At 51.6% G+C, this 25834-nt stretch carries 24 protein-coding genes; 19 read left to right on the top strand and 5 right to left on the bottom strand.

What is annotated here, in order from left to right:
* The first annotated feature begins 34 nt into the window (after window positions 1-34).
* The gene (locus QUF14_RS16415) at window positions 35-916 is read left to right on the top strand and encodes a LysR family transcriptional regulator (RefSeq protein WP_000365856.1); all 882 of its coding nucleotides are present in this window, start codon (window positions 35-37) and stop codon (window positions 914-916) included.
* A gap of 208 nt (window positions 917-1124) precedes the next feature.
* On the opposite strand, the gene srmB is transcribed toward QUF14_RS16415, so the two are convergent.
* A complete protein-coding gene (srmB, locus tag QUF14_RS16410) occupies window positions 1125-2459 on the bottom strand; it encodes an ATP-dependent RNA helicase SrmB (protein WP_000219193.1) in 1335 nt (444 codons plus the stop codon).
* 131 nt (window positions 2460-2590) lie between these two features.
* On the opposite strand from srmB, the gene trmN reads away from it, so the two are divergent.
* Window positions 2591-3328 (top strand): tRNA(1)(Val) (adenine(37)-N(6))-methyltransferase TrmN, encoded by a 738-nt coding sequence (trmN, locus tag QUF14_RS16405; RefSeq protein WP_024212068.1) that lies wholly within the window; start codon window positions 2591-2593, stop codon window positions 3326-3328.
* Here the strand turns inward: trmN and nadB are convergent.
* The gene (nadB, locus tag QUF14_RS16400) at window positions 3313-4935 is read right to left on the bottom strand and encodes an L-aspartate oxidase (RefSeq protein WP_001094511.1); all 1623 of its coding nucleotides are present in this window, start codon (window positions 4933-4935) and stop codon (window positions 3313-3315) included. The two genes, trmN and nadB, sit on opposite strands and share 16 nt — an antisense overlap.
* Before the next feature lie 255 nt (window positions 4936-5190).
* Between nadB and rseD the strand changes: the two genes are divergently transcribed.
* The 13 genes from rseD (at window position 5191) to shoB (ending at window position 15358) form a co-directional block, all read left to right on the top strand.
* Entirely contained in the window at window positions 5191-5346 is a 156-nt protein-coding gene (gene rseD / locus QUF14_RS16395) for a rpoE leader peptide RseD (RefSeq protein ID WP_001303621.1), read from the top strand.
* Window positions 5343-5918, top strand: coding sequence for an RNA polymerase sigma factor RpoE (rpoE, locus tag QUF14_RS16390; RefSeq protein ID WP_001295364.1), 576 nt, complete (start codon window positions 5343-5345; stop codon window positions 5916-5918). Before rseD ends, rpoE begins: the two co-directional genes overlap by 4 nt.
* A 32-nt stretch (window positions 5919-5950) precedes the next feature.
* Entirely contained in the window at window positions 5951-6601 is a 651-nt protein-coding gene (gene rseA, locus QUF14_RS16385) for an anti-sigma-E factor RseA (protein WP_001168459.1), read from the top strand.
* Window positions 6601-7557, top strand: coding sequence for a sigma-E factor regulatory protein RseB (gene rseB / locus QUF14_RS16380; protein WP_000812053.1), 957 nt, complete (start codon window positions 6601-6603; stop codon window positions 7555-7557). The genes rseA and rseB overlap by 1 nt, the downstream gene beginning before the upstream one ends.
* Window positions 7554-8033, top strand: a complete 480-nt coding sequence (gene rseC, locus QUF14_RS16375) for a SoxR-reducing system protein RseC (protein WP_000589075.1) — start codon at window positions 7554-7556, stop codon at window positions 8031-8033. The genes rseB and rseC overlap by 4 nt, the downstream gene beginning before the upstream one ends.
* Before the next feature lie 197 nt (window positions 8034-8230).
* Entirely contained in the window at window positions 8231-10030 is a 1800-nt protein-coding gene (gene lepA, locus QUF14_RS16370) for a translation elongation factor 4 (protein ID WP_000790168.1), read from the top strand.
* Window positions 10031-10045: 15 nt separating this feature from the next.
* Window positions 10046-11020, top strand: a complete 975-nt coding sequence (gene lepB, locus QUF14_RS16365) for a signal peptidase I (protein ID WP_000002542.1) — start codon at window positions 10046-10048, stop codon at window positions 11018-11020.
* 272 nt (window positions 11021-11292) lie between these two features.
* A complete protein-coding gene (rnc, locus tag QUF14_RS16360) occupies window positions 11293-11973 on the top strand; it encodes a ribonuclease III (RefSeq protein WP_001068343.1) in 681 nt (226 codons plus the stop codon).
* Complete coding sequence (gene era, locus QUF14_RS16355; RefSeq protein WP_000063883.1) at window positions 11970-12875, top strand: GTPase Era; 906 nt, start codon at window positions 11970-11972, stop codon at window positions 12873-12875. Before rnc ends, era begins: the two co-directional genes overlap by 4 nt.
* A 131-nt stretch (window positions 12876-13006) precedes the next feature.
* Entirely contained in the window at window positions 13007-13735 is a 729-nt protein-coding gene (gene recO, locus QUF14_RS16350; RefSeq protein WP_000399393.1) for a DNA repair protein RecO, read from the top strand.
* 11 nt (window positions 13736-13746) lie between these two features.
* Complete coding sequence (gene pdxJ, locus QUF14_RS16345; RefSeq protein ID WP_024212067.1) at window positions 13747-14478, top strand: pyridoxine 5'-phosphate synthase; 732 nt, start codon at window positions 13747-13749, stop codon at window positions 14476-14478.
* Window positions 14478-14858: a holo-ACP synthase gene (gene acpS, locus QUF14_RS16340; RefSeq protein ID WP_000986029.1), complete on the top strand. Its 381-nt coding sequence runs from the start codon at window positions 14478-14480 to the stop codon at window positions 14856-14858. Before pdxJ ends, acpS begins: the two co-directional genes overlap by 1 nt.
* A gap of 419 nt (window positions 14859-15277) precedes the next feature.
* Window positions 15278-15358 (top strand): type I toxin-antitoxin system toxin ShoB, encoded by an 81-nt coding sequence (shoB, locus tag QUF14_RS16335; protein ID WP_000128779.1) that lies wholly within the window; start codon window positions 15278-15280, stop codon window positions 15356-15358.
* Between the two features lie 193 nt (window positions 15359-15551).
* Here the strand turns inward: shoB and yfhL are convergent, their stop codons facing one another.
* Both yfhL and QUF14_RS16325 read right to left on the bottom strand, forming a co-directional pair.
* The gene (gene yfhL / locus QUF14_RS16330) at window positions 15552-15812 is read right to left on the bottom strand and encodes a 4Fe-4S dicluster ferredoxin YfhL (protein WP_001196294.1); all 261 of its coding nucleotides are present in this window, start codon (window positions 15810-15812) and stop codon (window positions 15552-15554) included.
* A gap of 55 nt (window positions 15813-15867) precedes the next feature.
* Complete coding sequence (locus tag QUF14_RS16325) at window positions 15868-16716, bottom strand: MurR/RpiR family transcriptional regulator (RefSeq protein WP_100733757.1); 849 nt, start codon at window positions 16714-16716, stop codon at window positions 15868-15870.
* Window positions 16717-16924: 208 nt separating this feature from the next.
* Between QUF14_RS16325 and yfhb the strand changes: the two genes are divergently transcribed.
* Both yfhb and tadA read left to right on the top strand, forming a co-directional pair.
* Window positions 16925-17560 (top strand): phosphatidylglycerophosphatase C, encoded by a 636-nt coding sequence (gene yfhb / locus QUF14_RS16320; protein WP_000190668.1) that lies wholly within the window; start codon window positions 16925-16927, stop codon window positions 17558-17560.
* Window positions 17561-17617: 57 nt separating this feature from the next.
* Window positions 17618-18121 (top strand): tRNA adenosine(34) deaminase TadA, encoded by a 504-nt coding sequence (gene tadA / locus QUF14_RS16315; protein WP_001297409.1) that lies wholly within the window; start codon window positions 17618-17620, stop codon window positions 18119-18121.
* On the opposite strand, the gene mltF is transcribed toward tadA, so the two are convergent.
* Entirely contained in the window at window positions 18118-19674 is a 1557-nt protein-coding gene (gene mltF, locus QUF14_RS16310) for a membrane-bound lytic murein transglycosylase MltF (RefSeq protein ID WP_000734229.1), read from the bottom strand. The two genes, tadA and mltF, sit on opposite strands and share 4 nt — an antisense overlap.
* A 257-nt stretch (window positions 19675-19931) precedes the next feature.
* Between mltF and purL the strand changes: the two genes are divergently transcribed.
* Together purL and qseE are read left to right on the top strand one after the other, a co-directional pair.
* A complete protein-coding gene (gene purL / locus QUF14_RS16305) occupies window positions 19932-23819 on the top strand; it encodes a phosphoribosylformylglycinamidine synthase (RefSeq protein WP_000970072.1) in 3888 nt (1295 codons plus the stop codon).
* A 576-nt stretch (window positions 23820-24395) separates the two neighbouring features.
* A complete protein-coding gene (gene qseE, locus QUF14_RS16300; protein ID WP_001353026.1) occupies window positions 24396-25823 on the top strand; it encodes a two component system sensor histidine kinase QseE/GlrK in 1428 nt (475 codons plus the stop codon).
* The last annotated feature ends 11 nt before the right edge of the window (window positions 25824-25834 follow it).

Genomic DNA, 25834 nt, shown 5'->3' with positions numbered 1-25834 from the left:
TTCTAAATTCGATATTTTCGATAGGTTTGGGGTTATGGATCTGCGCCGTTTTATTACGCTTAAAACCGTGGTGGAAGAGGGTTCCTTTTTGCGAGCCTCGCAAAAATTGTGCTGCACACAATCGACGGTGACTTTTCATATTCAGCAGCTTGAACAGGAGTTCTCAGTACAATTGTTTGAGAAAATTGGTCGACGCATGTGCCTCACTCGCGAAGGCAAAAAGTTGCTGCCGCACATCTATGAACTCACCAGAGTGATGGATACGCTTCGTGAGGCTGCCAAAAAAGAGTCTGATCCGGACGGAGAACTGCGCGTTGTTTCAGGCGAAACGCTGCTCTCTTACCGAATGCCGCAGGTGTTGCAGCGTTTTCGGCAACGTGCACCAAAAGTGCGTTTATCACTGCAGTCGCTGAACTGTTACGTGATCCGTGATGCTCTACTGAATGATGAGGCCGACGTCGGTGTTTTTTATCGCGTAGGAAATGATGATGCTCTGAATCGACGAGAATTGGGTGAACAATCGCTGGTGCTGGTGGCTTCACCGCAAATTGCAGATGTCGATTTTACCCAGCCGGGAAGACATAACGCCTGTAGTTTTATTATCAACGAACCGCAATGTGTCTTCCGGCAGATATTTGAGAGCACGCTGCGCCAGCGGCGAATCACGGTGGAAAATACCATTGAGCTTATAAGTATCGAAAGCATAAAGCGTTGTGTCGCGGCGAATATCGGAGTTAGCTATCTGCCGCGTTTTGCGGTGGCAAAAGAGTTGGAGTGCGGAGAATTAATCGAATTGCCTTTTGGCGAACAGTCGCAGACCATTACGGCAATGTGCGCACACCATGCCGGGAAAGCGGTTAGCCCGGCGATGCACACTTTTATTCAGTGTGTTGAAGAGTGTTTTTTGCCGGGATAAAAATAATGCCGGGCTTAAACCCGGCACCCAACTTGTCGACGAAGTGCGTTTTGTTCATGCCGGATGCGGCGTGAACGCCTTATCCGGCCTACAAGATCGTGCAAATTCAATATATTGCATGAGCCATGTAGGCCTGATAAGCGTAGCGCATCAGGCAGTTTTGCGTTTGCCAGCACTTTTAATTCCGGGCTTAAACCCGGAATTAAGATCACTCTTCTGTCGTTTGCGGTGGTACGCCTGTTCCGCTTGGTTTGCGTCGCTTACCAATATTTTTGGTATCGCGATGGCGTTTTTTCACCCGTGGCTTCTCTTTCTCTTTAGCCTTTTTCTTCTCGGCGCGTTTTGCCAGTACTTTCTTCGATGGCTTGCCGGTCTGCTTCTCGCTTGGCGCACGCGTTTTCGGGCGTAACTCATCAATTACGCGAGCTTTAATTGGCTCTTCAATATAACGGCCTACTTTGCCCAGCAGCAGATGGTCATGAGCTTCAACCAGTGAAATCGCGGTTCCCTTACGACCAGCGCGAGCAGTACGTCCGATACGGTGTAAATAAGTATCGCCACTGCGTGGCATATCGAAGTTAAAGACATGGCTGACATCCGGAATGTCGATACCGCGCGCGGCAACATCAGTGGCAACCAGTACGTTAACGCGACCTTCGGTCAGACGCTTGATCGCTTCGTTACGCTTGCCTTGTACCATCTCACCTTCGAGATAGCAGTTGTTGATGCCCGCTTCGCGCAGCCAGTTTGCCAGTTCATGCACACGCTCACGCTTACGCACAAATACAATTGAGCGGGTCGCTTCCGGTTGTTTTAACAGATGCACCAGTAATGCGGTTTTATGTTCCAGGTCATCGGCGCGGTAATACCACTGATGAATCTTTTTGCGCTCACGGGTGGATGGATTCGCAGAAACTTCCACCGGATCTTCAAGCAGACGCTCGGCAAAATCCTGAATGGCATCGCCTTCAAGCGTTGCCGAGAAGAGCAGGGTCTGTTTACGCCAGCGCGTTTCGCCTGCAATATGTTCGATATCCTGAGCAAACCCCATATCCAGCATACGGTCTGCTTCGTCGAGGATCAGCGTTTCAACCGCGCGGCAATCGAAGTTCTCTTCTTTTATGTATTGCAGCAGACGTCCGGTCGTGGCAACCACGATATCCTGGTTTTCGCTGAATACTTCCGCGTGGTTCATATAGGCTACGCCGCCGGTGATGGTGGCGATATCCAGATGCGTATGTTTCGCCAGTTCGCGGGCATGATCGGCCACCTGCATCGCCAATTCGCGAGTCGGGGTGAGGATCAAAATACGCGGCGGACCGGATTTCTTACGGGGGAAATCGAGCAGGTGCTGCAACGCTGGCAGCAGATACGCCGCCGTTTTACCGGTGCCTGTCGGCGCAGAACCGAGTACATCACGGCCATCGAGCGCAGGCGGAATGGCGGCAGCCTGAATGGCGGTCGGGCGAGTGAAACCTTTATCCTGGAGGGCTTCCAGCAGGCTTTCGTCGAGTTCAAGTTCGGAAAAAGTCGTTACAGTCATGTTCTACCTCTGTGTGGGGCGCTGATTATAGACGTTACGGCTGCAATCTTCATCTGTTTGTATGGATATCGCTTCTCGGGTATTGTTCTCACCCGGTGCTATCGCCGTTTTTCCTGCAAGGTTTTATTTTCATGTCACAGTCTACATCCGTGCTTCGTCGTAATGGATTTACTTTTAAACAGTTTTTTGTTGCTCACGATCGCTGTGCGATGAAAGTGGGAACGGATGGCATTTTGCTGGGCGCATGGGCACCGGTGGCTGGGGTAAAACGTTGCCTTGATATCGGCGCGGGTAGCGGGTTGCTGGCATTAATGCTGGCGCAGCGAACCGATGACAGCGTGATGATTGATGCCGTTGAACTGGAAAGTGAAGCTGCGACTCAGGCGCAGGAAAATATCAACCAGTCCCCGTGGGCAGAGCGGATTAATATCTATCCGGCGGATATTCAGCAGTGGATCACACAGCAGACAGCACGCTTTGATTTAATCATCAGTAACCCGCCTTATTATCAGCAGGGCGTTGAGTGCGCTACGCCGCAGAGGGAACAGGCACGCTATACCACTACGCTTGATCATCAATCGTTGCTAACCTGCGCGGCGGAGTGCATTACTGAAGAGGGATTTTTTTGCGTGGTGTTGCCAGAGCAGATTGGTAATGGTTTTACTGAACTGGCATTAAGAATGGGCTGGCATTTACGTTTACGGACGGATGTGGCGGAAAACGAAACGCGACAGCCGCATCGGGTGCTGCTGGCATTCTCCCCACAGGCGGGAGAATGCTTTAGCGATCGCTTAGTCATTCGTGGGCCAGACCAGAACTATTCCGAAGCGTACACGGCGCTGACCCAGGCTTTTTATCTGTTTATGTAATGATTGCTGGGGGAAAGGATCGATGGACCGGAATGCGTGAGTAGGTGTGGGTAATCCAGCGTAAAATGCAGGCCACGGCTCTCTTTGCGCATCATCGCACAGCGAACAATCAACTCGGCAACCTGTACCAGATTACGCAGCTCCAGCAAATTATTTGAGACGCGGAAATGGGCGTAATATTCGTCTATTTCTTGTTGGAGCATGGTTATCCGCCGCAGGGCGCGTTCCAGGCGCTTCGTTGTGCGCACAATGCCAACGTAATCCCACATAAACAGACGTAACTCGTGCCAGTTATGTTGAATCACCACCAGCTCGTCTGGGTTCTCAACGCGGCTTTCATCCCATGGCGGTAACGTACTGACGCCGTGGGCATAAGGCATACGCCTGGTAATATCCTCCGCCGCCGACCAGCCGTAAACCAGACACTCCAGTAATGAATTTGAGGCCATGCGGTTAGCGCCGTGTAAGCCGGTATAACTCACTTCGCCAATGGCGTACAAACCTTCGACGTCCGTACGCCCATGATCATCAACCATTACACCACCGCAGGTATAATGTGCAGCAGGCACAATCGGCACAGGGTCTTTCGTGAGATCTATCCCCAGCCCGAGCAACTTTTCATAGATCATCGGGAAATGCTGGCGAATAAAATCGGCAGGCTTATGGCTGATGTCGAGATACATACAATCCGCACCGAGGCGTTTCATTTCATGATCAATAGCGCGGGCGACAATATCGCGCGGGGCCAGTTCGCCGCGCTCATCGAAATCGGGCATAAAACGCGTGCCATCCGGGCGCTTGAGATAAGCACCTTCGCCGCGCAGTGCTTCCGTTAACAGGAAATTTCGTGCCTGTGGGTGATAGAGCGCGGTAGGGTGAAACTGATTAAATTCGAGATTGGCGACCCGGCAGCCCGCGCGCCACGCCATAGCAATGCCATCGCCAGAAGAAATATCCGGATTGGTGGTGTACTGATAAACCTTCGACGCACCGCCGGTTGCCAGCACAACCGCTTTTGCGTGGCAGGTTTCAACCGTTTCTTTATTTCGGTTCCATACCCACGCGCCTACAACTCGTCGCGTGCCCGGCAGGCCAATTTTGTCAGAGACAATCAGATCAACCGCGTTGCTGCGCTCCAGCACGCGAATATTCGGATGGTTCTGCGCCTTGCTCACTAGGGTGGTTTCTACTTCTTTACCGGTGGCGTCCGCAGCATGAAGAATTCGTCGGTGACTATGTCCACCTTCACGGGTCAAATGGTAACTTTCTTCGCCATTCGATTGAACGTGGGTATCAAACAACACCCCCTGGTCGATTAACCATTGCACACAGGAACGCGCATTGCTGGCGACAAATTCAACTGCATGGCGATCACAAATACCAGCACCGGCTATCATTGTGTCTTCCACATGCGAATCAATGCTGTCAGTTTCATCAAACACGGCGGCAATTCCGCCCTGGGCATAAAATGTTGAACCTTCCGTGACTGGGCCTTTACTTAGAACGATGACATGATGCCGATCAGCCAGACGTAGCGCCAGTGAAAGCCCGGCAGCGCCGCTACCGATAATCAACACGTCACATGAATGTTCAGGGAGAGTATTCATTTTCTTTGTTTAATTTACTAAACATGGTTTGGTCAGCATAGCATCATGTTGTGCGATTAAACACCTGCTATTTTAATTTTTGTTACAGAGGCTAAACAGACCGAATCACGGCGACGAGAAAACGAGAAGTTACTGGCTGGCGAAGGATTAGGTGGTGAAATAAAAAGGCCGTTGGGTTACTCTTCAGGCAGTTAAATGGGCATTTCTACACAGATAATGCGATGTTCAGATTCTGTAGACTTATAATGATAGATAATGATCCGTCTACAGCATGACAAACAAAAACAGATGCGTTACGGAACTTTACAAAAACGAGACACTCTAACCCTTTGCTTGCTCAAATTGCAGCTAATGGAGTGGCGTTTCGATAGCGCGTGGAAATTTGGTTTGGGGAGACTTTACCTCGGATGAGCGAGCAGTTAACGGACCAGGTCCTGGTTGAACGGGTCCAGAAGGGAGATCAGAAAGCCTTTAACTTACTGGTAGTGCGCTATCAGCATAAAGTGGCGAGTCTGGTTTCCCGCTATGTGCCGTCGGGTGATGTTCCCGATGTGGTACAAGAAGCTTTTATTAAAGCCTATCGTGCGCTGGATTCGTTCCGGGGAGATAGCGCTTTTTATACATGGCTGTATCGGATTGCTGTAAATACAGCGAAAAATTACCTGGTTGCTCAGGGACGCCGTCCACCTTCCAGTGATGTGGATGCCATTGAAGCTGAAAACTTCGAAAGTGGCGGCGCGTTGAAAGAAATTTCGAACCCTGAGAACTTAATGTTGTCAGAAGAACTGAGACAGATAGTTTTCCGAACTATTGAGTCCCTCCCGGAAGATTTACGCATGGCAATAACCTTGCGGGAGCTGGATGGCCTGAGCTATGAAGAGATAGCCGCTATCATGGATTGTCCGGTAGGTACGGTGCGTTCACGTATCTTCCGAGCGAGGGAAGCTATTGATAACAAAGTTCAACCGCTTATCAGGCGTTGACGATAGCGGGATACTGGATAAGGGTATTAGGCATGCAGAAAGAACAACTTTCCGCTTTAATGGATGGCGAAACGCTGGATAGTGAGCTGCTTAACGAACTGGCTCATAACCCAGAAATGCAGAAAACCTGGGAAAGCTATCACTTAATCCGTGACTCAATGCGGGGTGATACTCCCGAGGTGCTCCATTTCGATATCTCTTCACGCGTAATGGCCGCCATTGAAGAAGAGCCAGTACGTCAACCGGCGACACTGATCCCAGAGGCCCAGCCTGCGCCGCATCAATGGCAGAAAATGCCATTCTGGCAGAAAGTACGTCCATGGGCTGCACAGCTTACCCAAATGGGCGTAGCAGCATGCGTATCGCTTGCAGTTATCGTTGGCGTCCAGCACTATAATGGGCAATCTGAAACGTCCCAGCAGCCCGAAACGCCAGTATTTAATACACTGCCGATGATGGGTAAAGCCAGCCCGGTTAGCCTGGGAGTACCTTCTGAAGCGACTGCAAATAATGGTCAACAGCAGCAGGTACAGGAGCAGCGTCGTCGCATTAATGCTATGTTGCAGGATTACGAACTGCAACGTCGACTCCACTCTGAACAGCTTCAGTTTGAGCAGGCCCAAACCCAGCAAGCCGCTGTACAGGTGCCAGGAATTCAAACTTTAGGAACGCAATCGCAGTAATGAAGCAACTTTGGTTTGCCATGTCATTAGTGACAGGTAGCCTGTTATTCTCTGCTAACGCCTCGGCCACTCCCGCGTCCGGGGCGTTATTACAGCAGATGAACCTGGCCAGTCAGTCACTGAATTACGAGCTGTCATTCATCAGCATCAATAAACAGGGTGTTGAGTCTCTGCGTTATCGACATGCACGCCTCGATAACCGTCCTCTTGCACAATTGTTGCAAATGGATGGCCCGCGCCGGGAAGTGGTACAGCGCGGCAATGAAATCAGCTACTTTGAACCGGGCCTTGAACCGTTCACGCTTAATGGCGATTACATTGTTGATTCTCTGCCATCGCTCATCTATACCGATTTCAAACGCCTTTCTCCTTACTACGACTTTATCTCCGTGGGACGCACGCGTATTGCTGATCGTCTTTGCGAAGTCATTCGCGTGGTGGCCCGTGATGGCACACGCTACAGCTACATCGTGTGGATGGACACCGAATCGAAATTACCGATGCGGGTTGATCTCCTTGATCGCGATGGTGAAACGCTGGAACAATTTCGCGTGATTGCTTTTAACGTTAATCAGGATATCAGCAGCAGTATGCAGACGCTGGCGAAAGCAAATCTGCCGCCGCTGCTTTCTGTTCCTGTAGGTGAAAAAGCTAAATTCAGCTGGACGCCAACCTGGTTGCCACAGGGGTTTAGTGAGGTTTCCAGCAGCCGACGTCCGTTACCGACGATGGACAACATGCCTATCGAATCACGTCTCTATTCCGACGGATTATTCAGCTTCTCGGTAAACGTTAACCGCGCTACGCCATCGAGCACCGATCAGATGTTGCGCACCGGACGCAGAACCGTCAGTACAAGCGTACGTGATAACGCCGAAATCACCATTGTCGGCGAACTGCCGCCGCAAACGGCGAAACGCATTGCCGAGAATATTAAGTTCGGGGCAGCGCAATGATCAAAGAGTGGGCTACTGTCGTCTCCTGGCAAAACGGGCAGGCGCTGGTCAGTTGTGATGTTAAAGCCTCATGCAGCAGCTGTGCTTCTCGTGTCGGTTGCGGTAGCCGCGTGCTGAATAAACTTGGCCCACAAACCACGCATACCATTGTCGTACCCTGTGATGAACCGTTAGTGCCGGGGCAAAAAGTGGAATTAGGAATCGCCGAGGGCAGCCTGCTTAGCTCCGCATTACTGGTTTATATGTCGCCGTTGGTGGGATTATTCCTCATCGCTTCGTTATTTCAGCTACTCTTTGCTTCAGATATTGCAGCATTATGCGGTGCGATTCTCGGCGGCGTTGGTGGATTCCTGATTGCACGCGGCTACTCGCGAAAGTTTGCTGCCCGGGCGGAATGGCAACCGATCATCTTAAGCGTGGCATTGCCGCCAGGCCTTGTGCGATTTGAAACATCTTCGGAAGACGCGAGCCAGTGATTTCACTGGCTTTGTTGCATTTTGCATAACAAATGCGAGGACGTTTCCAGATACCACAATCCATACCGTATGAACATTTCCTCGCCTCAATGTTGTAGTGTAGAATGCGGCGTTTCTATTAATACAGACGTTAAGCTCAGAACAGCGACTTCTAAAAGCCTGGTTAACCGGGCATTAAGGCACAATAATCATACTTTATGAAGAATATACGTAACTTTTCGATCATAGCTCACATTGACCACGGTAAATCGACGCTGTCTGACCGTATTATCCAGATCTGCGGTGGCCTGTCTGACCGTGAAATGGAGGCGCAGGTTCTCGATTCCATGGATCTTGAGCGTGAGCGTGGCATTACCATCAAAGCGCAAAGCGTGACGCTGGATTACAAAGCGTCTGACGGCGAAACCTATCAGCTTAACTTTATCGACACCCCGGGCCACGTAGACTTCTCCTATGAAGTTTCCCGTTCGCTGGCTGCCTGTGAGGGTGCATTGCTGGTGGTCGACGCCGGGCAGGGCGTAGAAGCGCAAACCCTGGCAAACTGCTACACCGCGATGGAAATGGATCTCGAAGTAGTGCCGGTACTGAACAAGATTGACCTGCCGGCAGCTGATCCTGAACGCGTAGCAGAAGAAATTGAAGATATCGTTGGTATCGACGCCACCGACGCAGTGCGCTGCTCAGCGAAAACCGGCGTTGGTGTGCAGGACGTTCTCGAACGTCTGGTGCGCGATATTCCGCCGCCGGAAGGCGATCCGGAAGGCCCGTTACAGGCGTTAATTATCGACTCCTGGTTCGACAACTACCTGGGCGTTGTTTCACTTATCCGTATTAAAAACGGCACCCTGCGTAAGGGCGACAAAGTGAAAGTCATGAGTACCGGGCAGACCTATAACGCCGACCGTCTGGGTATTTTCACGCCGAAGCAGGTTGACCGCACTGAACTGAAATGCGGTGAAGTTGGCTGGTTGGTATGTGCGATCAAAGACATCCACGGTGCACCGGTAGGCGATACCTTAACACTGGCGCGTAATCCGGCAGAAAAGGCGCTGCCTGGCTTTAAGAAAGTCAAACCGCAGGTTTACGCAGGCTTGTTCCCGGTAAGCTCTGACGACTATGAAGCCTTCCGTGACGCGCTGGGCAAACTCAGCCTGAATGATGCCTCACTGTTCTATGAGCCGGAAAGCTCCAGCGCGTTGGGCTTTGGTTTCCGCTGCGGCTTCCTCGGCCTGCTGCACATGGAGATCATTCAGGAACGTCTGGAACGTGAATACGATCTGGATCTGATCACCACTGCGCCGACCGTAGTGTATGAAGTTGAAACTACGTCAAGAGAAGTTATTTACGTCGACAGCCCATCGAAGCTGCCAGCGGTAAATAACATCTACGAACTGCGCGAGCCGATTGCAGAGTGTCACATGCTATTGCCGCAGGCATATCTCGGTAACGTTATTACGCTGTGCGTAGAAAAACGTGGCGTACAAACTAACATGGTTTACCACGGTAACCAGGTAGCGTTGACCTACGAGATCCCGATGGCGGAAGTGGTGCTCGACTTCTTCGATCGCCTGAAATCTACCTCGCGTGGTTATGCGTCTCTGGATTACAACTTCAAACGCTTCCAGGCGTCCGACATGGTACGTGTAGACGTATTAATCAACGGTGAACGTGTTGATGCGCTGGCGCTGATCACCCACCGTGATAATTCGCAAAACCGTGGTCGCGAGCTGGTGGAAAAGATGAAAGATCTGATCCCACGCCAGCAGTTTGATATCGCCATTCAGGCAGCGATTGGTACGCACATCATTGCGCGCTCCACCGTGAAACAGCTGCGTAAAAACGTACTGGCTAAATGTTATGGTGGCGATATCAGCCGTAAGAAAAAGCTGCTGCAGAAGCAGAAAGAAGGTAAGAAACGCATGAAGCAGATCGGTAACGTCGAGCTGCCGCAGGAAGCGTTCCTCGCCATTCTGCACGTCGGCAAAGACAACAAATAACCCTTAGGAGTTGGCATGGCGAATATGTTTGCCCTCATTCTGGTGATTGCCACACTGGTGACGGGCATTTTATGGTGCGTGGATAAATTCTTTTTCGCACCTAAGCGACGGGAACGTCAGGCAGCGGCTCAAGCGGCTGCTGGTGACTCACTGGATAAAGCAACGCTGAAAAAAGTTGCGCCGAAGCCAGGTTGGCTGGAAACCGGGGCTTCTGTTTTTCCGGTGCTGGCTATTGTATTGATTGTGCGTTCGTTTATTTATGAACCGTTCCAGATCCCGTCAGGTTCGATGATGCCGACTCTGTTAATCGGTGACTTTATTCTGGTAGAAAAGTTTGCTTACGGCATTAAAGATCCTATCTACCAGAAAACGCTGATCGAAACCGGTCATCCGAAACGTGGCGATATCGTGGTCTTTAAATACCCGGAAGATCCAAAGCTTGATTACATCAAGCGTGCGGTGGGTTTACCGGGCGATAAAGTCACTTACGATCCGGTTTCAAAAGAGCTGACGATTCAGCCGGGATGCAGTTCCGGTCAGGCGTGTGAAAACGCGCTGCCGGTCACCTACTCAAACGTGGAACCGAGCGATTTCGTTCAGACCTTCTCGCGCCGTAATGGTGGGGAAGCAACCAGCGGATTCTTTGAAGTGCCGAAAAACGAAACCAAAGAAAATGGAATTCGTCTTTCCGAGCGTAAAGAGACTCTGGGTGATGTGACGCACCGTATTCTGACAGTGCCGATTGCGCAGGATCAGGTGGGGATGTATTACCAGCAGCCAGGGCAACAACTGGCAACCTGGATTGTTCCACCGGGCCAATACTTCATGATGGGTGACAACCGTGACAACAGCGCGGACAGCCGTTACTGGGGCTTTGTGCCGGAAGCGAATCTGGTAGGTCGGGCAACGGCTATCTGGATGAGTTTCGATAAGCAAGAAGGCGAATGGCCGACTGGTGTGCGCTTAAGTCGTATTGGCGGCATCCATTAATAGCTTATCTTCGTTCACGTTGTCGCCGTTATGGCGACAACGTGAATTATTTATGAGATAAATCTCCCGTGGCTAACGACATCCCCCGTCGTTGTGTATAGAATATTCCCCCGAAGTTTAAGGTTGGCACCTCCAGGTTGCCACGGCACACGAAACAGCGTTGGTCCCCATATACCGGTAAACTGAAACTGCAGCGAAGCAGTTAGCAGAGCCATGTATATCAGGTCTGTTTCGTGTGCTGAATTGTTGACGCATTTATTTATTGGTATCGCATGAACCCCATCGTAATTAATCGGCTTCAAAGGAAGCTGGGCTACACTTTTAATCATCAGGAACTGTTGCAGCAGGCATTAACCCATCGTAGTGCCAGCAGCAAACATAACGAGCGTTTAGAATTTTTAGGCGACTCTATTCTGAGCTACGTTATCGCCAATGCGCTTTATCACCGTTTCCCTCGCGTGGATGAAGGCGATATGAGCCGGATGCGCGCCACGCTGGTCCGTGGCAATACGCTGGCTGAACTGGCGCGCGAATTTGAGTTAGGTGAGTGCTTACGTTTAGGGCCAGGTGAACTTAAAAGCGGTGGATTTCGTCGTGAGTCAATTCTCGCCGACACCGTCGAAGCATTAATTGGTGGCGTATTCCTCGACAGTGACATTCAAACCGTCGAGAAATTAATCCTTAACTGGTATCAAACCCGTCTGGACGAAATTAGCCCAGGCGATAAACAAAAAGATCCGAAAACGCGCTTGCAAGAATATTTGCAGGGTCGCCATCTGCCGCTACCGACTTATCTGGTAGTCCAGGTACGTGGTGAGGCGCACGATCAGGAATTTACTATCCACTGCCAGGTCAGCGGCCTGAGTGAACCGGTGGTTGGCACAGGTTCAAGCCGTCGTAAGGCTGAGCAGGCTGCCGCCGAACAGGCGTTGAAAAAACTGGAGCTGGAATGAGCAACGATAAAAGTTACTGCGGATTTATTGCTATCGTCGGACGTCCGAACGTTGGCAAATCCACATTGTTGAATAAATTGTTGGGGCAGAAAATCTCCATCACCTCCCGCAAGGCGCAGACAACTCGTCACCGCATTGTGGGGATCCATACTGAAGGCGCGTATCAGGCGATCTACGTCGATACCCCAGGCCTGCATATGGAAGAAAAACGCGCCATTAACCGCCTGATGAACAAAGCGGCGAGCAGTTCCATTGGCGACGTTGAGCTGGTGATTTTTGTCGTTGAAGGCACCCGCTGGACGCCGGACGATGAAATGGTGCTTAACAAACTGCGCGATGGCAAAGCGCCGGTAATCCTCGCGGTGAACAAAGTGGACAACGTGCAGGAAAAAGCCGATCTGCTGCCACACTTACAGTTCCTGGCAAGCCAGATGAACTTCCTCGATATCGTACCGATCTCTGCCGAAACTGGGCTGAATGTCGACACTATCGCGGCAATCGTGCGTAAGCATCTGCCTGAAGCGACCCATCACTTCCCGGAAGATTACATCACCGATCGCTCGCAGCGTTTTATGGCGTCTGAAATCATCCGCGAAAAACTGATGCGTTTCCTCGGTGCTGAACTGCCATATTCCGTGACCGTGGAGATCGAACGTTTTGTCTCTAACGAACGCGGTGGTTATGACATCAACGGTTTGATTCTCGTTGAGCGTGAGGGGCAGAAGAAGATGGTGATTGGCAACAAAGGGGCCAAGATTAAAACCATCGGAATTGAAGCGCGTAAAGACATGCAGGAAATGTTCGAAGCGCCTGTCCACCTTGAACTGTGGGTAAAAGTGAAATCTGGCTGGGCCGACGACGAACGCGCACTGCGCAGTCTCGGTTACGTTGACGATCTTTAATTAGCATACTCTATGACTTTCGAGGTGCAGGAAGGCGGCAAGACCGTGAATCCCTGGGAGCTTACTAAAGTAAGTGACCAGGGTGAACGGGTGCAGCCAAGGCACCTGCAACTTGAAAGGCGACGAGTATGATGGAAGGCTGGCAGCGCGCATTTGTCCTGCATAGTCGCCCGTGGAGCGAAACCAGCCTGATGCTGGACGTCTTCACGGAGGAATCGGGTCGCGTGCGTCTGGTTGCCAAAGGCGCACGCTCTAAACGCTCTACTCTGAAAGGTGCATTACAGCCTTTCACCCCTCTCTTGCTACGTTTTGGCGGGCGTGGCGAAGTCAAAACGCTGCGCAGTGCCGAAGCTGTCTCGCTGGCGCTGCCATTAAGCGGTATCACCCTTTACAGCGGTTTGTACATCAACGAACTTCTTTCCCGCGTGCTGGAATACGAGACGCGCTTCTCTGAACTCTTTTTCGATTACTTGCACTGCATTCAGTCTCTTGCAGGTGCCACTGGTACGCCAGAACCCGCGCTGCGCCGCTTTGAACTGGCACTGCTCGGTCATCTGGGTTATGGCGTCAATTTTACCCATTGTGCGGGTAGCGGCGAGCCGGTAGATGACACCATGACGTATCGTTATCGCGAAGAAAAAGGGTTTATCGCAAGCGTCGTTATCGACAATAAAACGTTCACCGGAAGGCAGTTAAAAGCGTTAAACGCGCGGGAATTTCCTGACGCAGACACACTGCGCGCCGCGAAACGCTTTACCCGCATGGCGCTAAAGCCGTATCTTGGCGGTAAACCATTAAAGAGCAGGGAACTGTTCCGGCAGTTTATGCCTAAGCGAACGGTGAAAACACATTATGAATGATGAGGATTGTCATGGCTGAATTACTGTTAGGCGTCAACATTGACCATATTGCAACGCTGCGTAACGCACGTGGTACTGCTTACCCGGATCCGGTGCAGGCGGCGTTTATTGCTGAGCAGGCGGGGGCGGATGGCATTACCGTGCATCTACGTGAAGATCGTCGCCACATTACCGACCGCGACGTGCGCATCCTGCGTCAGACGCTGGATACCCGCATGAATCTGGAGATGGCGGTGACCGAAGAGATGCTGGCGATCGCCGTTGAAACAAAGCCGCATTTTTGCTGCCTGGTACCGGAAAAGCGTCAGGAAGTAACAACCGAAGGCGGCCTGGACGTCGCTGGACAGCGTGAAAAAATGCGCGATGCCTGCAAACGTCTGGCGGAGGCCGGGATCCTGGTTTCTCTGTTTATCGACGCCGATGAAGAGCAGATCAAAGCTGCGGCAGAGGTTGGCGCACCGTTTATCGAGATCCACACCGGTTGCTATGCTGGTGCCAAAACTGACGCCGAACAGGCGCAAGAGCTGGCGCGTATCGCCAAAGCCGCGGCCTTTGCCGCAAGTCTCGGTCTGAAAGTTAACGCTGGTCACGGTCTGACCTATCACAACGTGAAAGCCATTGCCGCCATTCCTGAGATGCACGAACTGAATATCGGTCATGCCATTATTGGTCGTGCAGTGATGACCGGACTGAAAGATGCGGTGGCAGAAATGAAGCGTTTGATGCTGGAAGCGCGTGGCTAATGGCAATATTAGGTTTAGGCACGGATATCGTGGAGATCGCTCGCATAGAAGCGGTGATCGCCCGATCCGGTGAGCGCCTGGCACGCCGCGTATTAAGCGATAACGAATGGGCAATCTGGAAAACGCACCACCAGCCGGTGCGTTTTCTGGCGAAACGCTTTGCCGTAAAAGAAGCCGCAGCAAAAGCGTTTGGCACCGGGATCCGCAATGGTCTGGCGTTTAATCAGTTTGAAGTATTCAACGATGAGCTCGGCAAACCACGGCTGCGGCTATGGGGTGAGGCGTTAAAACTGGCGGAAAAGCTCGGCGTTGTAAATATGCATGTAACGCTGGCAGATGAACGCCACTATGCTTGCGCCACGGTAATTATCGAAAGTTAAAATAATACCGTTCTCTTTAAAAAGTAAAACCCCCGAACTGGTAAGGAACGGGGGTTTTACTTTACAACTTTAATTTTGTGCAGCACGCACCCTCAATGAGAGCGATTATGGATCAGTGTGGTTATCTTTTACAAGCAACTTGCAATCTTTAGTATAAAAACTCGAGCCTTGACGAAGAAATCGATATTGATGGAAAGATTAACGTGACCACCAATTCGTAAGTACATTAAAATTGGCTTCGTTATTGGAGATTTTGCTGTGCTTTAAACCATATCACTGAATTCCCCCATTGAAACGAGTGGTGTCGTCAAAGCTCTGGTGTGGAGTGCAGCATGCACCCTCAATAACTCGCACGTTCAGATTTGGGGAGATGTAAGGGCTAATCTTAACGGCTGCATTCCTTGTTTAAGGAAAAACGAATGACTGATTGCCGATACCTGATTAAACGGGTCATTAAAGTCGTCATTGCTGTTTTACAGCTGATCCTTCTGTTCTTGTAACACCAGGAAACGTACTTAAGGCGCGTCAGGTTAACCAGCCAGGCGCGCCTTTAATAATTAGACGTAAGTGTCGGCGTATATATTATCGGAATTCATTTAATGAATATATTCATTAATGACATCATGGAAATGAATATGTAACTTTCGCTTTTATACGAGCAAATAAGCAATATCCTGCTCATAGAGCAAAATATTAAATTTTATCCGCGTGGTGCATCAGCACAAATTTATCCCACAACTGTTCTTCTGTCTCGACATGCGCCGGATCTTTCACAATAGTATTAGGGATCGGGCACACCTTCTGGCAGGTGGGCGTCTCGTAGTGGCCTACGCATTCGGTACACTTATCGCTGTTAATCTCGTAGATATGTTCACCCATCGAAATCGCCTCATTCGGGCATTCGGGTTCACACATATCACAATTGATGCATTTTTTAGTGATTAACAGCGCCATAAGGAAACTCTCAAAACAACACAAACCGGGCGGGCATTATACGCGCATTCTTTACTCAAACCAGTTTTTTCACCAGCGCTTCACTATGACGAATACGTTCTGGTGCCAGCTCCAGATCCTGCTGAATCAGAGCAATGAACAGTAAATCCGTTAACATTCCCTGAGCGTGACAAGCAGAGATTGAAGCACTGTTTGTCGCTTGTTCTTCGGCAATGGTATACAGGCAATGAGAAGCACGCTGTTGCAGGGCATTGGGAGTAAAGCCGGTAATCGCCAGCACTTTTCCGCCCACTCGCAGCATCTCATCTGCCGCCAGGTTTAACTCGCGTCGTACACCGGTGTAGGATATGGCTAATAACAGATCGTCAGGGGACGACGCCTGTACTGTAGCGAGTAGCGCATGCATATCGCGCACTGCGGCAGCATTGAAGCCAATCTTCATCAGCTTCCAGGCAAAGTTTTGCGCCACCAGACCCGAAGCGCCAATACCGGTCAGAATTATCCGCCGTGCAGAGCGCAACATTGTTACGCATTCATGCAGTTTCTCTTCACTATTAACATTTAGCGTTGCGTACATAGCGGCAGTATTTTCTTTAATCAGTTTTTCGCCAACCAGCCGTAACGGATCATCACCGCGGATTTGATTATGAATGGGCACGGAGGGAGATTCCGGCTGGCTTGCCAGCGCTTCACTCAATGCCAACTTAAGTGCCGGAAAACCTTTATTGCCGAGTTTTTGCGCGAACTTCACGACGCTGGACTGACTGACTCCGGCTTCGTTGGCCAGTTGCTGAGAGCTTAAATGGCGCGCCGTATCAGGTTGTAGCAGCAGATAATCCGCCAGTTTTTTATCACTCTGGGCAAGCCCCTGGTAACGCTGACGGATACGAAGTAAGCCGTTCATATCTTTCCTCGCGATGAAATAGTGGCGACAACAGGCAATATGAGACAAACGCGAGTGAATTTTATATTCCATTGCCGCTAATTGCCATGAATTAAAAATTCCAGTTAGCCATGATGCGGTCGATTGTTGCCGGAAAAGTGATGATCTATCTGTTAGGCTATGTAGTAGCGAAAATTAATCAGGATGTTTCAGTCCAGAGGAGTATGGTTTGGCAACTCACGAGCGTCGTGTGGTGTTTTTTGACTTAGATGGAACATTGCATCAGCAGGATATGTTCGGCAGTTTTATGCGTTATTTACTGCGTCGCCAACCTCTGAATGCATTACTTGTCCTGCCGTTGTTGCCGGTCATTGCCATCGCGTTATTGATAAAAGGTCGTGCAGCACGATGGCCGATGAGTCTGCTTCTTTGGGGATGCACTTTTGGTCACAGTGAAGCGCGCTTACAGGCGTTGCAGGCCGATTTTGTGCACTGGTTTCGCGACAATGTTACCGCTTTTCCGCTTGTCCAGGAGCGTTTGACTACCTACCTGTTAAGTTCCGATGCGGATATTTGGTTGATCACAGGATCTCCGCAGCCGCTGGTTGAAGCGGTTTATTATGATACGCCCTGGTTGCCGCGGGTTAATCTTATTGCCAGTCAGATCCAGCGGGGTTATGGCGGTTGGATATTGACGATGCGTTGTCTGGGACATGAAAAGGTCGCGCAACTGGAGCGCAAAATTGGCACGCCGCTGCGGCTGTACAGTGGCTATAGCGACAGTAATCAGGACAATCCACTGCTTTATTTCTGCCAGCATCGCTGGCGGGTAACCCCGCGTGGTGAACTCCAGCAACTGGAATAGAGTAAAGCATAGCGTACGTGTATAATGCGCCGCGCTTTTATAACCGGAGTTTTCTTTTTGTCTGAAGTCGAATTTAGCCACGAATACTGGATGCGTCACGCGCTGACGCTGGCGAAGCGTGCATGGGATGAGCGGGAAGTGCCGGTCGGCGCGGTATTAGTGCATAACAATCGGGTAATCGGCGAAGGCTGGAACCGTCCGATTGGTCGACATGATCCCACCGCACATGCAGAAATCATGGCTCTGCGGCAGGGCGGTCTGGTGATGCAAAATTATCGTCTGATCGACGCCACGTTGTATGTCACGCTCGAACCCTGTGTAATGTGTGCCGGAGCAATGATCCACAGTCGCATTGGTCGCGTGGTCTTTGGTGCGCGTGACGCGAAAACGGGCGCTGCGGGATCTTTAATGGATGTGCTGCACCATCCGGGTATGAATCACCGAGTGGAAATTACAGAAGGAATACTGGCGGATGAGTGCGCGGCGTTGCTCAGTGACTTCTTTCGCATGCGCCGACAGGAAATTAAAGCGCAGAAAAAAGCGCAATCCTCGACGGATTAATTTTGTTTCTCTTCACTCCCTTTCCTCGAAAACAGCAGAGAGGGAGAGTGGGTCAAATAGTTTGATGACGACTGGGAAAGAAACGAGAGAAAAGGAAATTTCTCTTTGCCCAGCTCCGTTGGCGATACTGCCGGATAATCCTGCGCCAGTTGTATCGCCGCTTCTGTAGCCTGCTTCTCTTTCTCTTGCAGATACCCCACCAGGCTAATCTGATACTTACGAATATTTTCGACATAAGCGTAGGCTTCATGCCCACGTGCGTAGCCGTAAGTCAGCTTGCTGTAATAGGGTTTCTGGCTAAGTAAAGGCAGGCGCTGTTTCACGTCAGCCCAACTGTCAGGATTACCTTTAGTTTTTGCCGTCAGGGCGCGGGCATCCAGCATATGCGCATAGCCCATATTGTACGCGGCGAGGGCAAACCAGATCCGTTCGTTCTCCGGCACACTTTCCGGCACTTTACTCATCATATCCTGCAAATAACGCACGCCGCCGCTGATGCTCTGTTCGGCATCGGTACGATCCGTTATGCCGAGGCTTTGCGCGGTATTTTTGGTTAACATCATCATGCCACGCACACCCGTCGGTGAAGTGGCCTGTGCATCCCAGTGCGATTCCTGATAAGCAATAGCGGCCAGCAAACGCCAGTCAATTTCTTCGGCGTACTTCTCAAACAGCGGTTTCAACTGCGGCAGTACGGTATCGACGGCGCGTAAAAACGTGCGTGTATCGACGTAATCAAAATCATCGCCATGCCCCAGGTATTTCTCTTCAATGCGTGCCAGCGTGCCGTCTTCATTCATTTCGTTGAAGAAGTCGAGCAGAGCGGCAGAAAGGGTATTATCGCCATCTAATCGGCTAAACCAGGTCACCGGCTGTTCGTCGGTGATATCAAGCGCTACAGCGAGTTCCGGGTGAACGCGCTGAAACAGGCTGATGGCGACAGAATCAGCAATGGTGTAATCGAGTTTTCCTTCGATGACATCTTCCATTAATTCTGCTGAGCCTTTTTTGTCGTCTACCTTCCAGCTTAATTCCGGGAATTTTGTTTCTTTCAGGGTCTGGAGATCGTTAACCACCACATGGCCTGGTGCGATGGTAAGTTGCTCCGCTGTCAGATTGCCCAGCGTACGCGGGCGATACTGACCCACTTTATAAACCAGTTGTTGTGACACGGAATAGTAGGTAGGGCCAGGCTGATAGTTTTTTACCCGCTCACTGTTATAAACCAGTCCTGCAGCCAGCAGATCGGCGTTGCCGTTATCGAGGTCGTCAAACAGCTGGCTGATATTCTGCCGCACGGTCACTTTCAGTTTTACGCCGAGGTACTCGGCAAACTGTTTCGCCAGTTCGTAATCCAGGCCAAAAGGTTTCCCGTTGATTTCGTTATAAGTCAGTGGGGTATGAATAGTGCTCACACGCAACTCTCCCCGCGCTTGAATGGCGGCGATACGGTTGTCGGCTTTACCAAACCAGGGAATGGATGGCCAGAGAGCGACCGCGAGCAGCAGTGCCAGAATGCCGATGAACAGATAATTAATCTTTAATTTTTTCAATTAGTTAATTCTCTGTGTCGTGCGCATCCCAGCTTGAAAAAACGTAATAATAGTGAAAGGTTTACTCATAAATGAGCGGCATTTTGCGTAAACCAGCGCCAGTTGGCAACTTATTACAGCCATTGGCGGCACGCGTTGCTAATTCACGATGGTGATTTTATTTCCACGCAAACGGTTTCGTCAGCGCATCAGATTCTTTATAATGACGCCCGTTTCCCCCCCTTGGGTACACCGAAAGCTTAGAAGACGAGAGACTTATGATGGAAATTCTGCGTGGTTCGCCTGCATTGTCGGCATTCCGAATCAACAAACTGCTGGCACGTTTTCAGGCTGCCAGGCTCCCGGTTCACAATATTTACGCCGAGTATGTCCATTTTGCTGACCTCAATGCGCCGTTAAACGATGATGAGCACGCACAACTTGAACGCCTGCTGAAATATGGCCCGGCACTCGCCAGCCACGCCCCGCAAGGCAAACTCCTGCTGGTGACTCCGCGTCCTGGTACCATCTCTCCCTGGTCTTCGAAAGCGACCGATATCGCCCATAACTGCGGGCTGCAACAGGTAAACCGCCTTGAGCGCGGCGTTGCTTACTATATAGAAGCCGGTACGCTGACCCATGAACAATGGCAGCAGGTGACCGCTGAACTGCACGACCGCATGATGGAAACGGTCTTTTCTGCTTTAGATGATGCAGAGCAGCTGTTTGCACACCATCAACCGACTCCGGTCACCAGCGTTGATTTGCTGGGGCAGGGCCGTCAGGCGCTAATCGACGCTAACCTGCGTCTTGGCCTGGCACTGGCGGAAGATGAAATTGACTATCTGCAGGATGCATTCACAAAGCTGGGTCGTAACCCGAACGACATCGAGCTGTATATGTTCGCCCAGGCGAACTCTGAGCACTGCCGCCACAAAATTTTTAACGCCGACTGGATTATCGACGGAGAACAACAGCCGAAATCGCTGTTCAAGATGATCAAAAATACCTTCGAAACCACGCCGGATCACGTTCTTTCTGCTTATAAAGATAACGCCGCCGTGATGGAAGGTTCCGAAGTGGGCCGCTACTTTGCTGACCATGAAACGGGCCGCTACGACTTCCATCAGGAACCGGCGCATATCCTGATGAAAGTCGAAACCCACAACCACCCAACGGCGATTTCTCCGTGGCCGGGCGCAGCAACCGGTTCCGGTGGCGAAATTCGCGATGAAGGTGCCACCGGCCGCGGCGCGAAGCCGAAAGCTGGTCTGGTCGGTTTCTCCGTATCTAACCTGCGTATTCCTGGCTTTGAACAACCGTGGGAAGAAGATTTCGGTAAGCCTGAGCGCATTGTCACCGCGCTGGACATCATGACAGAAGGTCCGCTGGGCGGCGCGGCATTTAACAATGAATTTGGTCGTCCGGCACTGAACGGCTACTTCCGTACCTATGAAGAAAAAGTGAACAGCCACAACGGCGAAGAGCTGCGCGGGTATCACAAACCGATCATGCTGGCGGGTGGGATCGGCAACATTCGCGCCGATCACGTACAAAAAGGCGAGATCAACGTCGGTGCGAAACTGGTCGTTCTCGGCGGCCCGGCAATGAACATCGGTCTTGGCGGCGGCGCGGCCTCTTCCATGGCCTCCGGCCAGTCTGACGCGGATCTCGATTTCGCGTCCGTTCAGCGCGATAACCCGGAAATGGAACGTCGTTGCCAGGAAGTGATCGACCGCTGCTGGCAGCTTGGCGACGCGAACCCGATTCTGTTTATCCACGACGTCGGCGCGGGTGGCCTTTCTAATGCCATGCCGGAGCTGGTGAGCGACGGCGGGCGCGGCGGTAAATTTGAACTGCGCGATATCCTGAGCGACGAACCGGGCATGAGCCCGCTGGAAATCTGGTGTAACGAATCCCAGGAACGCTACGTGCTGGCCGTTGCTGCCGATCAGTTACCGCTGTTTGACGAACTGTGTAAGCGTGAGCGCGCACCGTACGCGGTGATTGGTGAGGCCACCGAAGAATTACATCTTTCTCTGCACGATCGTCATTTTGATAATCAACCCATCGATCTGCCGCTCGACGTACTACTTGGCAAAACGCCGAAGATGACCCGCGATGTGCAAACGCTGAAAGCGAAAGGCGACGCGCTGGCCCGTGAAGGGATCACCATCGCTGACGCGGTGAAACGTGTGTTACATCTGCCGACTGTGGCGGAGAAAACCTTTCTGGTGACCATCGGCGATCGCAGCGTAACCGGCATGGTGGCGCGCGATCAGATGGTGGGTCCGTGGCAGGTGCCGGTCGCTAACTGCGCAGTCACTACCGCCAGCCTCGACAGTTACTACGGTGAAGCGATGGCAATAGGCGAACGTGCGCCAGTTGCACTGCTGGATTTCGCCGCTTCTGCCCGCCTGGCGGTCGGTGAAGCGTTAACTAACATCGCCGCTACGCAGATTGGCGATATCAAACGCATTAAACTTTCCGCTAACTGGATGGCGGCAGCAGGTCATCCAGGTGAAGACGCGGGCCTTTATGAAGCCGTTAAAGCGGTGGGCGAAGAGCTTTGTCCGGCGCTGGGCCTGACGATTCCGGTGGGTAAAGACTCCATGTCGATGAAAACCCGCTGGCAGGAAGGTAGCGAAGAGCGCGAAATGACCTCGCCGCTTTCGCTGGTGATTTCTGCATTTGCCCGCGTGGAAGATGTGCGTCACACCATCACGCCGCAGCTTTCTACCGAAGATAACGCACTGCTGCTGATTGATCTGGGCAAAGGCAATAACGCGCTGGGTGCAACGGCGCTGGCGCAGGTTTATCGTCAGCTTGGCGACAAACCGGCAGATGTACGCGATGTCGCGCAACTGAAAGGCTTCTATGACGCGATTCAGGCGCTGGTTGCACAGCGTAAGCTGCTCGCGTATCACGACCGCTCTGATGGCGGGCTGGTGGTAACGCTGGCGGAAATGGCCTTTGCTGGTCATTGCGGCATTGACGCGGATATCGCCACTCTGGGTGACGATCGCCTGGCGGCGTTGTTTAACGAAGAACTGGGTGCGGTGATTCAGGTTCGAGCCGCTGACCGTGAAGCAGTTGAAGCGGTACTGGCACAGCATGGGCTTGCTGATTGCGTCCATTATGTTGGGCAGGCGGTTTCCGGTGACCGTTTTGTAATTACCGCCAACGGGCAGACTGTATTCAGCGAAAGCCGCACCACGTTGCGTGTCTGGTGGGCAGAAACTACCTGGCAGATGCAGCGCCTGCGTGACAACCCGGAGTGTGCCGATCAGGAACATCAGGCGAAATCTAACGACGCCGATCCGGGCCTGAATGTGAAACTGTCGTTTGATATCAACGAAGATGTGGCAGCACCGTATATTGCCACTGGTGCGCGTCCGAAAGTTGCCGTGCTGCGTGAGCAGGGGGTGAACTCGCATGTTGAAATGGCGGCAGCTTTCCACCGTGCAGGCTTCGATGCAATCGATGTGCATATGAGCGACCTGCTGGCTGGACGCACGGGCCTGGAGGATTTCCACGCTCTGGTAGCGTGCGGCGGTTTCTCCTACGGTGATGTGCTGGGTGCTGGTGAAGGCTGGGCGAAGTCTATCCTGTTCAATGACCGTGTACGCGATGAGTTTGCAACCTTCTTCCACCGTCCGCAAACGCTGGCGCTGGGGGTATGTAACGGTTGTCAGATGATGTCTAACCTACGCGAACTGATCCCAGGTAGCGAGTTGTGGCCACGTTTCGTGCGTAACACCTCCGATCGCTTTGAAGCGCGTTTCAGCCTGGTAGAAGTGACACAAAGCCCGTCGCTGCTGTTGCAAGGGATGGTGGGTTCGCAGATGCCGATTGCTGTCTCTCACGGCGAAGGGCGCGTGGAAGTGCGCGATGCGGCGCATCTGGCGGCACTGGAAAGCAAAGGGCTGGTGGCACTGCGCTATGTCGATAACTTCGGTAAAGTCACCGAAACCTACCCGGCTAACCCGAACGGTTCTCCGAATGGTATTACGGCGGTCACGACTGAAAGTGGTCGAGTCACCATTATGATGCCGCACCCGGAACGTGTTTTCCGTACTGTCAGTAACTCCTGGCATCCGGAAAACTGGGGCGAGGATGGCCCATGGATGCGTATTTTCCGCAATGCGCGTAAGCAGTTGGGGTAAGTCGTCAAGCTATTGGTTTTGCTGCCCGGATGTGGCATTCACGCCGCATCCGGCATTAAACGCCAACCACTATCATAAGCTCCCAACTCCGGGAGCTTTTTTTGTGTCTGTAAATCACGACAATGGGTGGTTTACCGTGTCGCTTTTTGGCGACATTTAATTGATTGATTTTATTTGGATCTAATAAATTTATCTTAAGGTGTCTCTTTTTAGCGACACAATGGCTGATTTACAGCCAAATAGCGAAGAAGTCATAAATCCATCAAAACAACGTATAATCAGTACGTTACCAAACTATTTTATTTATTGGCACAGTTACTGCATAATAGTCATCAGTGGCTCATTCACCGACTTATGTCAGCCCCTTCGGGACGTGCTACATAAAATTCGAATGACGCACAACAAGGTGCCTGCCGTCCAACTTCTGATATCAGCTTAGCTATATCAACCCTCGGGCGAAACGTCGAGTTAGGCACCGCCTTATTCCATAACAAAGCCGGGTCATTCCCGGCTTTGTTGTATCTGAACTTCCCCTCGGTTAGCATCAGGCTATTCGCGTCTGACGAGAGTAACACCTTGAAACGCTGGCCCGTTTTTCCCCGCTCATTACGACAACTGGTAATGCTGGCATTTTTGCTGATTCTGCTGCCCCTGTTGGTGCTGGCATGGCAAGCCTGGCAAAGCCTGAATGCGCTTAGCGATCAGGCGGCGCTGGTTAACCGCACTACGCTTATTGATGCCCGGCGCAGTGAAGCGATGACCAACGCGGCGCTGGAGATGGAGCGTAGCTACCGTCAGTATTGCGTGCTGGATGACCCAACCCTGGCGAAGGTTTATCAAAGCCAGCGCAAGCGTTATAGCGAAATGCTCGATGCCCACGCAGGCGTACTGCCGGACGATAAACTATACCAGGCATTGCGTCAGGACTTGAACAATCTGGCTCAACTTCAGTGTAACAACAGCGGTCCCGATGCTGCCGCCGCCGCGCGTCTGGAAGCTTTTGCCAGCGCCAATACCGAAATGGTACAGGCCACGCGCACAGTGGTGTTCTCTCGCGGACAGCAGCTTCAGCGTGAAATCGCCGAACGTGGGCAATATTTTGGTTGGCAATCGCTGGTGTTATTTCTGGTAAGTCTGGTGATGGTGCTGCTCTTCACGCGGATGATTATCGGCCCGGTGAAAAATATTGAACGGATGATCAACCGTCTGGGGGAAGGGCGTTCTCTGGGCAATAGCGTTTCGTTCAGTGGACCGAGTGAGTTACGCTCGGTTGGGCAACGTATTCTTTGGTTAAGTGAGCGCCTGTCATGGCTGGAATCCCAACGCCATCAATTTTTAAGACATTTATCTCATGAATTAAAAACGCCACTGGCGAGTATGCGCGAGGGCACTGAATTATTGGCTGACCAGGTTGTCGGGCCGCTTACGCCCGAGCAAAAAGAGGTGGTGAGCATCCTTGATAGCAGCAGCCGCAATTTGCAAAAACTGATCGAACAACTGCTTGATTACAACCGTAAACAGGCGGACGGTGCAGTGGAACTGGAGAGTGTAGAGTTGGCACCGCTGGTGGAAATGGTGGTTTCTGCTCATAGCCTGCCCGCACGGGCTAAAATGATGCATACCGACGTCGATCTCAAAGCAACAGCTTGCCTGGCGGAGCCAATGCTGCTGATGAGCGTACTGGATAATCTTTACTCCAATGCGGTGCACTACGGGGCTGAATCCGGTAACATTTGCCTTCGCAGCAGTTTACATGGCGCGCGGGTTTATATTGATGTCATCAATACGGGCACACCCATTCCGCAAGAGGAACGCGCCATGATCTTCGAACCCTTTTTTCAGGGAAGCCACCAGCGAAAAGGGGCGGTGAAGGGCAGCGGTCTGGGATTAAGCATTGCCAGGGATTGTATTCGCCGTATGCAGGGGGAACTGTATCTGGTCGACGAGAGCGGGCAAGAGGTTTGCTTCCGCATTGAATTACCGTCGTCGAAAAACACGAAATAATGTTAAGAGCC

The organism is Escherichia sp. HH091_1A, from assembly GCF_030295175.1.
Lineage (GTDB): Bacteria > Pseudomonadota > Gammaproteobacteria > Enterobacterales > Enterobacteriaceae > Escherichia > Escherichia coli_F.
Note: the sequence above shows the minus strand (reverse complement) of the source record. Positions and strands in the feature narration are given on the sequence as shown.

Coding starts and splice junctions, on each gene's coding strand:
- QUF14_RS16415 (WP_000365856.1), top strand. CDS start 35: ATGGATCTGCGCCGTTTTATTACGCTTAAAACCGTGGTGGAAGAGGGT.
- srmB (WP_000219193.1), bottom strand. CDS start 2,459: ATGACTGTAACGACTTTTTCCGAACTTGAACTCGACGAAAGCCTGCTG.
- trmN (WP_024212068.1), top strand. CDS start 2,591: ATGTCACAGTCTACATCCGTGCTTCGTCGTAATGGATTTACTTTTAAA.
- nadB (WP_001094511.1), bottom strand. CDS start 4,935: ATGAATACTCTCCCTGAACATTCATGTGACGTGTTGATTATCGGTAGC.
- rseD (WP_001303621.1), top strand. CDS start 5,191: ATGATCCGTCTACAGCATGACAAACAAAAACAGATGCGTTACGGAACT.
- rpoE (WP_001295364.1), top strand. CDS start 5,343: ATGAGCGAGCAGTTAACGGACCAGGTCCTGGTTGAACGGGTCCAGAAG.
- rseA (WP_001168459.1), top strand. CDS start 5,951: ATGCAGAAAGAACAACTTTCCGCTTTAATGGATGGCGAAACGCTGGAT.
- rseB (WP_000812053.1), top strand. CDS start 6,601: ATGAAGCAACTTTGGTTTGCCATGTCATTAGTGACAGGTAGCCTGTTA.
- rseC (WP_000589075.1), top strand. CDS start 7,554: ATGATCAAAGAGTGGGCTACTGTCGTCTCCTGGCAAAACGGGCAGGCG.
- lepA (WP_000790168.1), top strand. CDS start 8,231: ATGAAGAATATACGTAACTTTTCGATCATAGCTCACATTGACCACGGT.
- lepB (WP_000002542.1), top strand. CDS start 10,046: ATGGCGAATATGTTTGCCCTCATTCTGGTGATTGCCACACTGGTGACG.
- rnc (WP_001068343.1), top strand. CDS start 11,293: ATGAACCCCATCGTAATTAATCGGCTTCAAAGGAAGCTGGGCTACACT.
- era (WP_000063883.1), top strand. CDS start 11,970: ATGAGCAACGATAAAAGTTACTGCGGATTTATTGCTATCGTCGGACGT.
- recO (WP_000399393.1), top strand. CDS start 13,007: ATGGAAGGCTGGCAGCGCGCATTTGTCCTGCATAGTCGCCCGTGGAGC.
- pdxJ (WP_024212067.1), top strand. CDS start 13,747: ATGGCTGAATTACTGTTAGGCGTCAACATTGACCATATTGCAACGCTG.
- acpS (WP_000986029.1), top strand. CDS start 14,478: ATGGCAATATTAGGTTTAGGCACGGATATCGTGGAGATCGCTCGCATA.
- shoB (WP_000128779.1), top strand. CDS start 15,278: ATGACTGATTGCCGATACCTGATTAAACGGGTCATTAAAGTCGTCATT.
- yfhL (WP_001196294.1), bottom strand. CDS start 15,812: ATGGCGCTGTTAATCACTAAAAAATGCATCAATTGTGATATGTGTGAA.
- QUF14_RS16325 (WP_100733757.1), bottom strand. CDS start 16,716: ATGAACGGCTTACTTCGTATCCGTCAGCGTTACCAGGGGCTTGCCCAG.
- purL (WP_000970072.1), top strand. CDS start 19,932: ATGATGGAAATTCTGCGTGGTTCGCCTGCATTGTCGGCATTCCGAATC.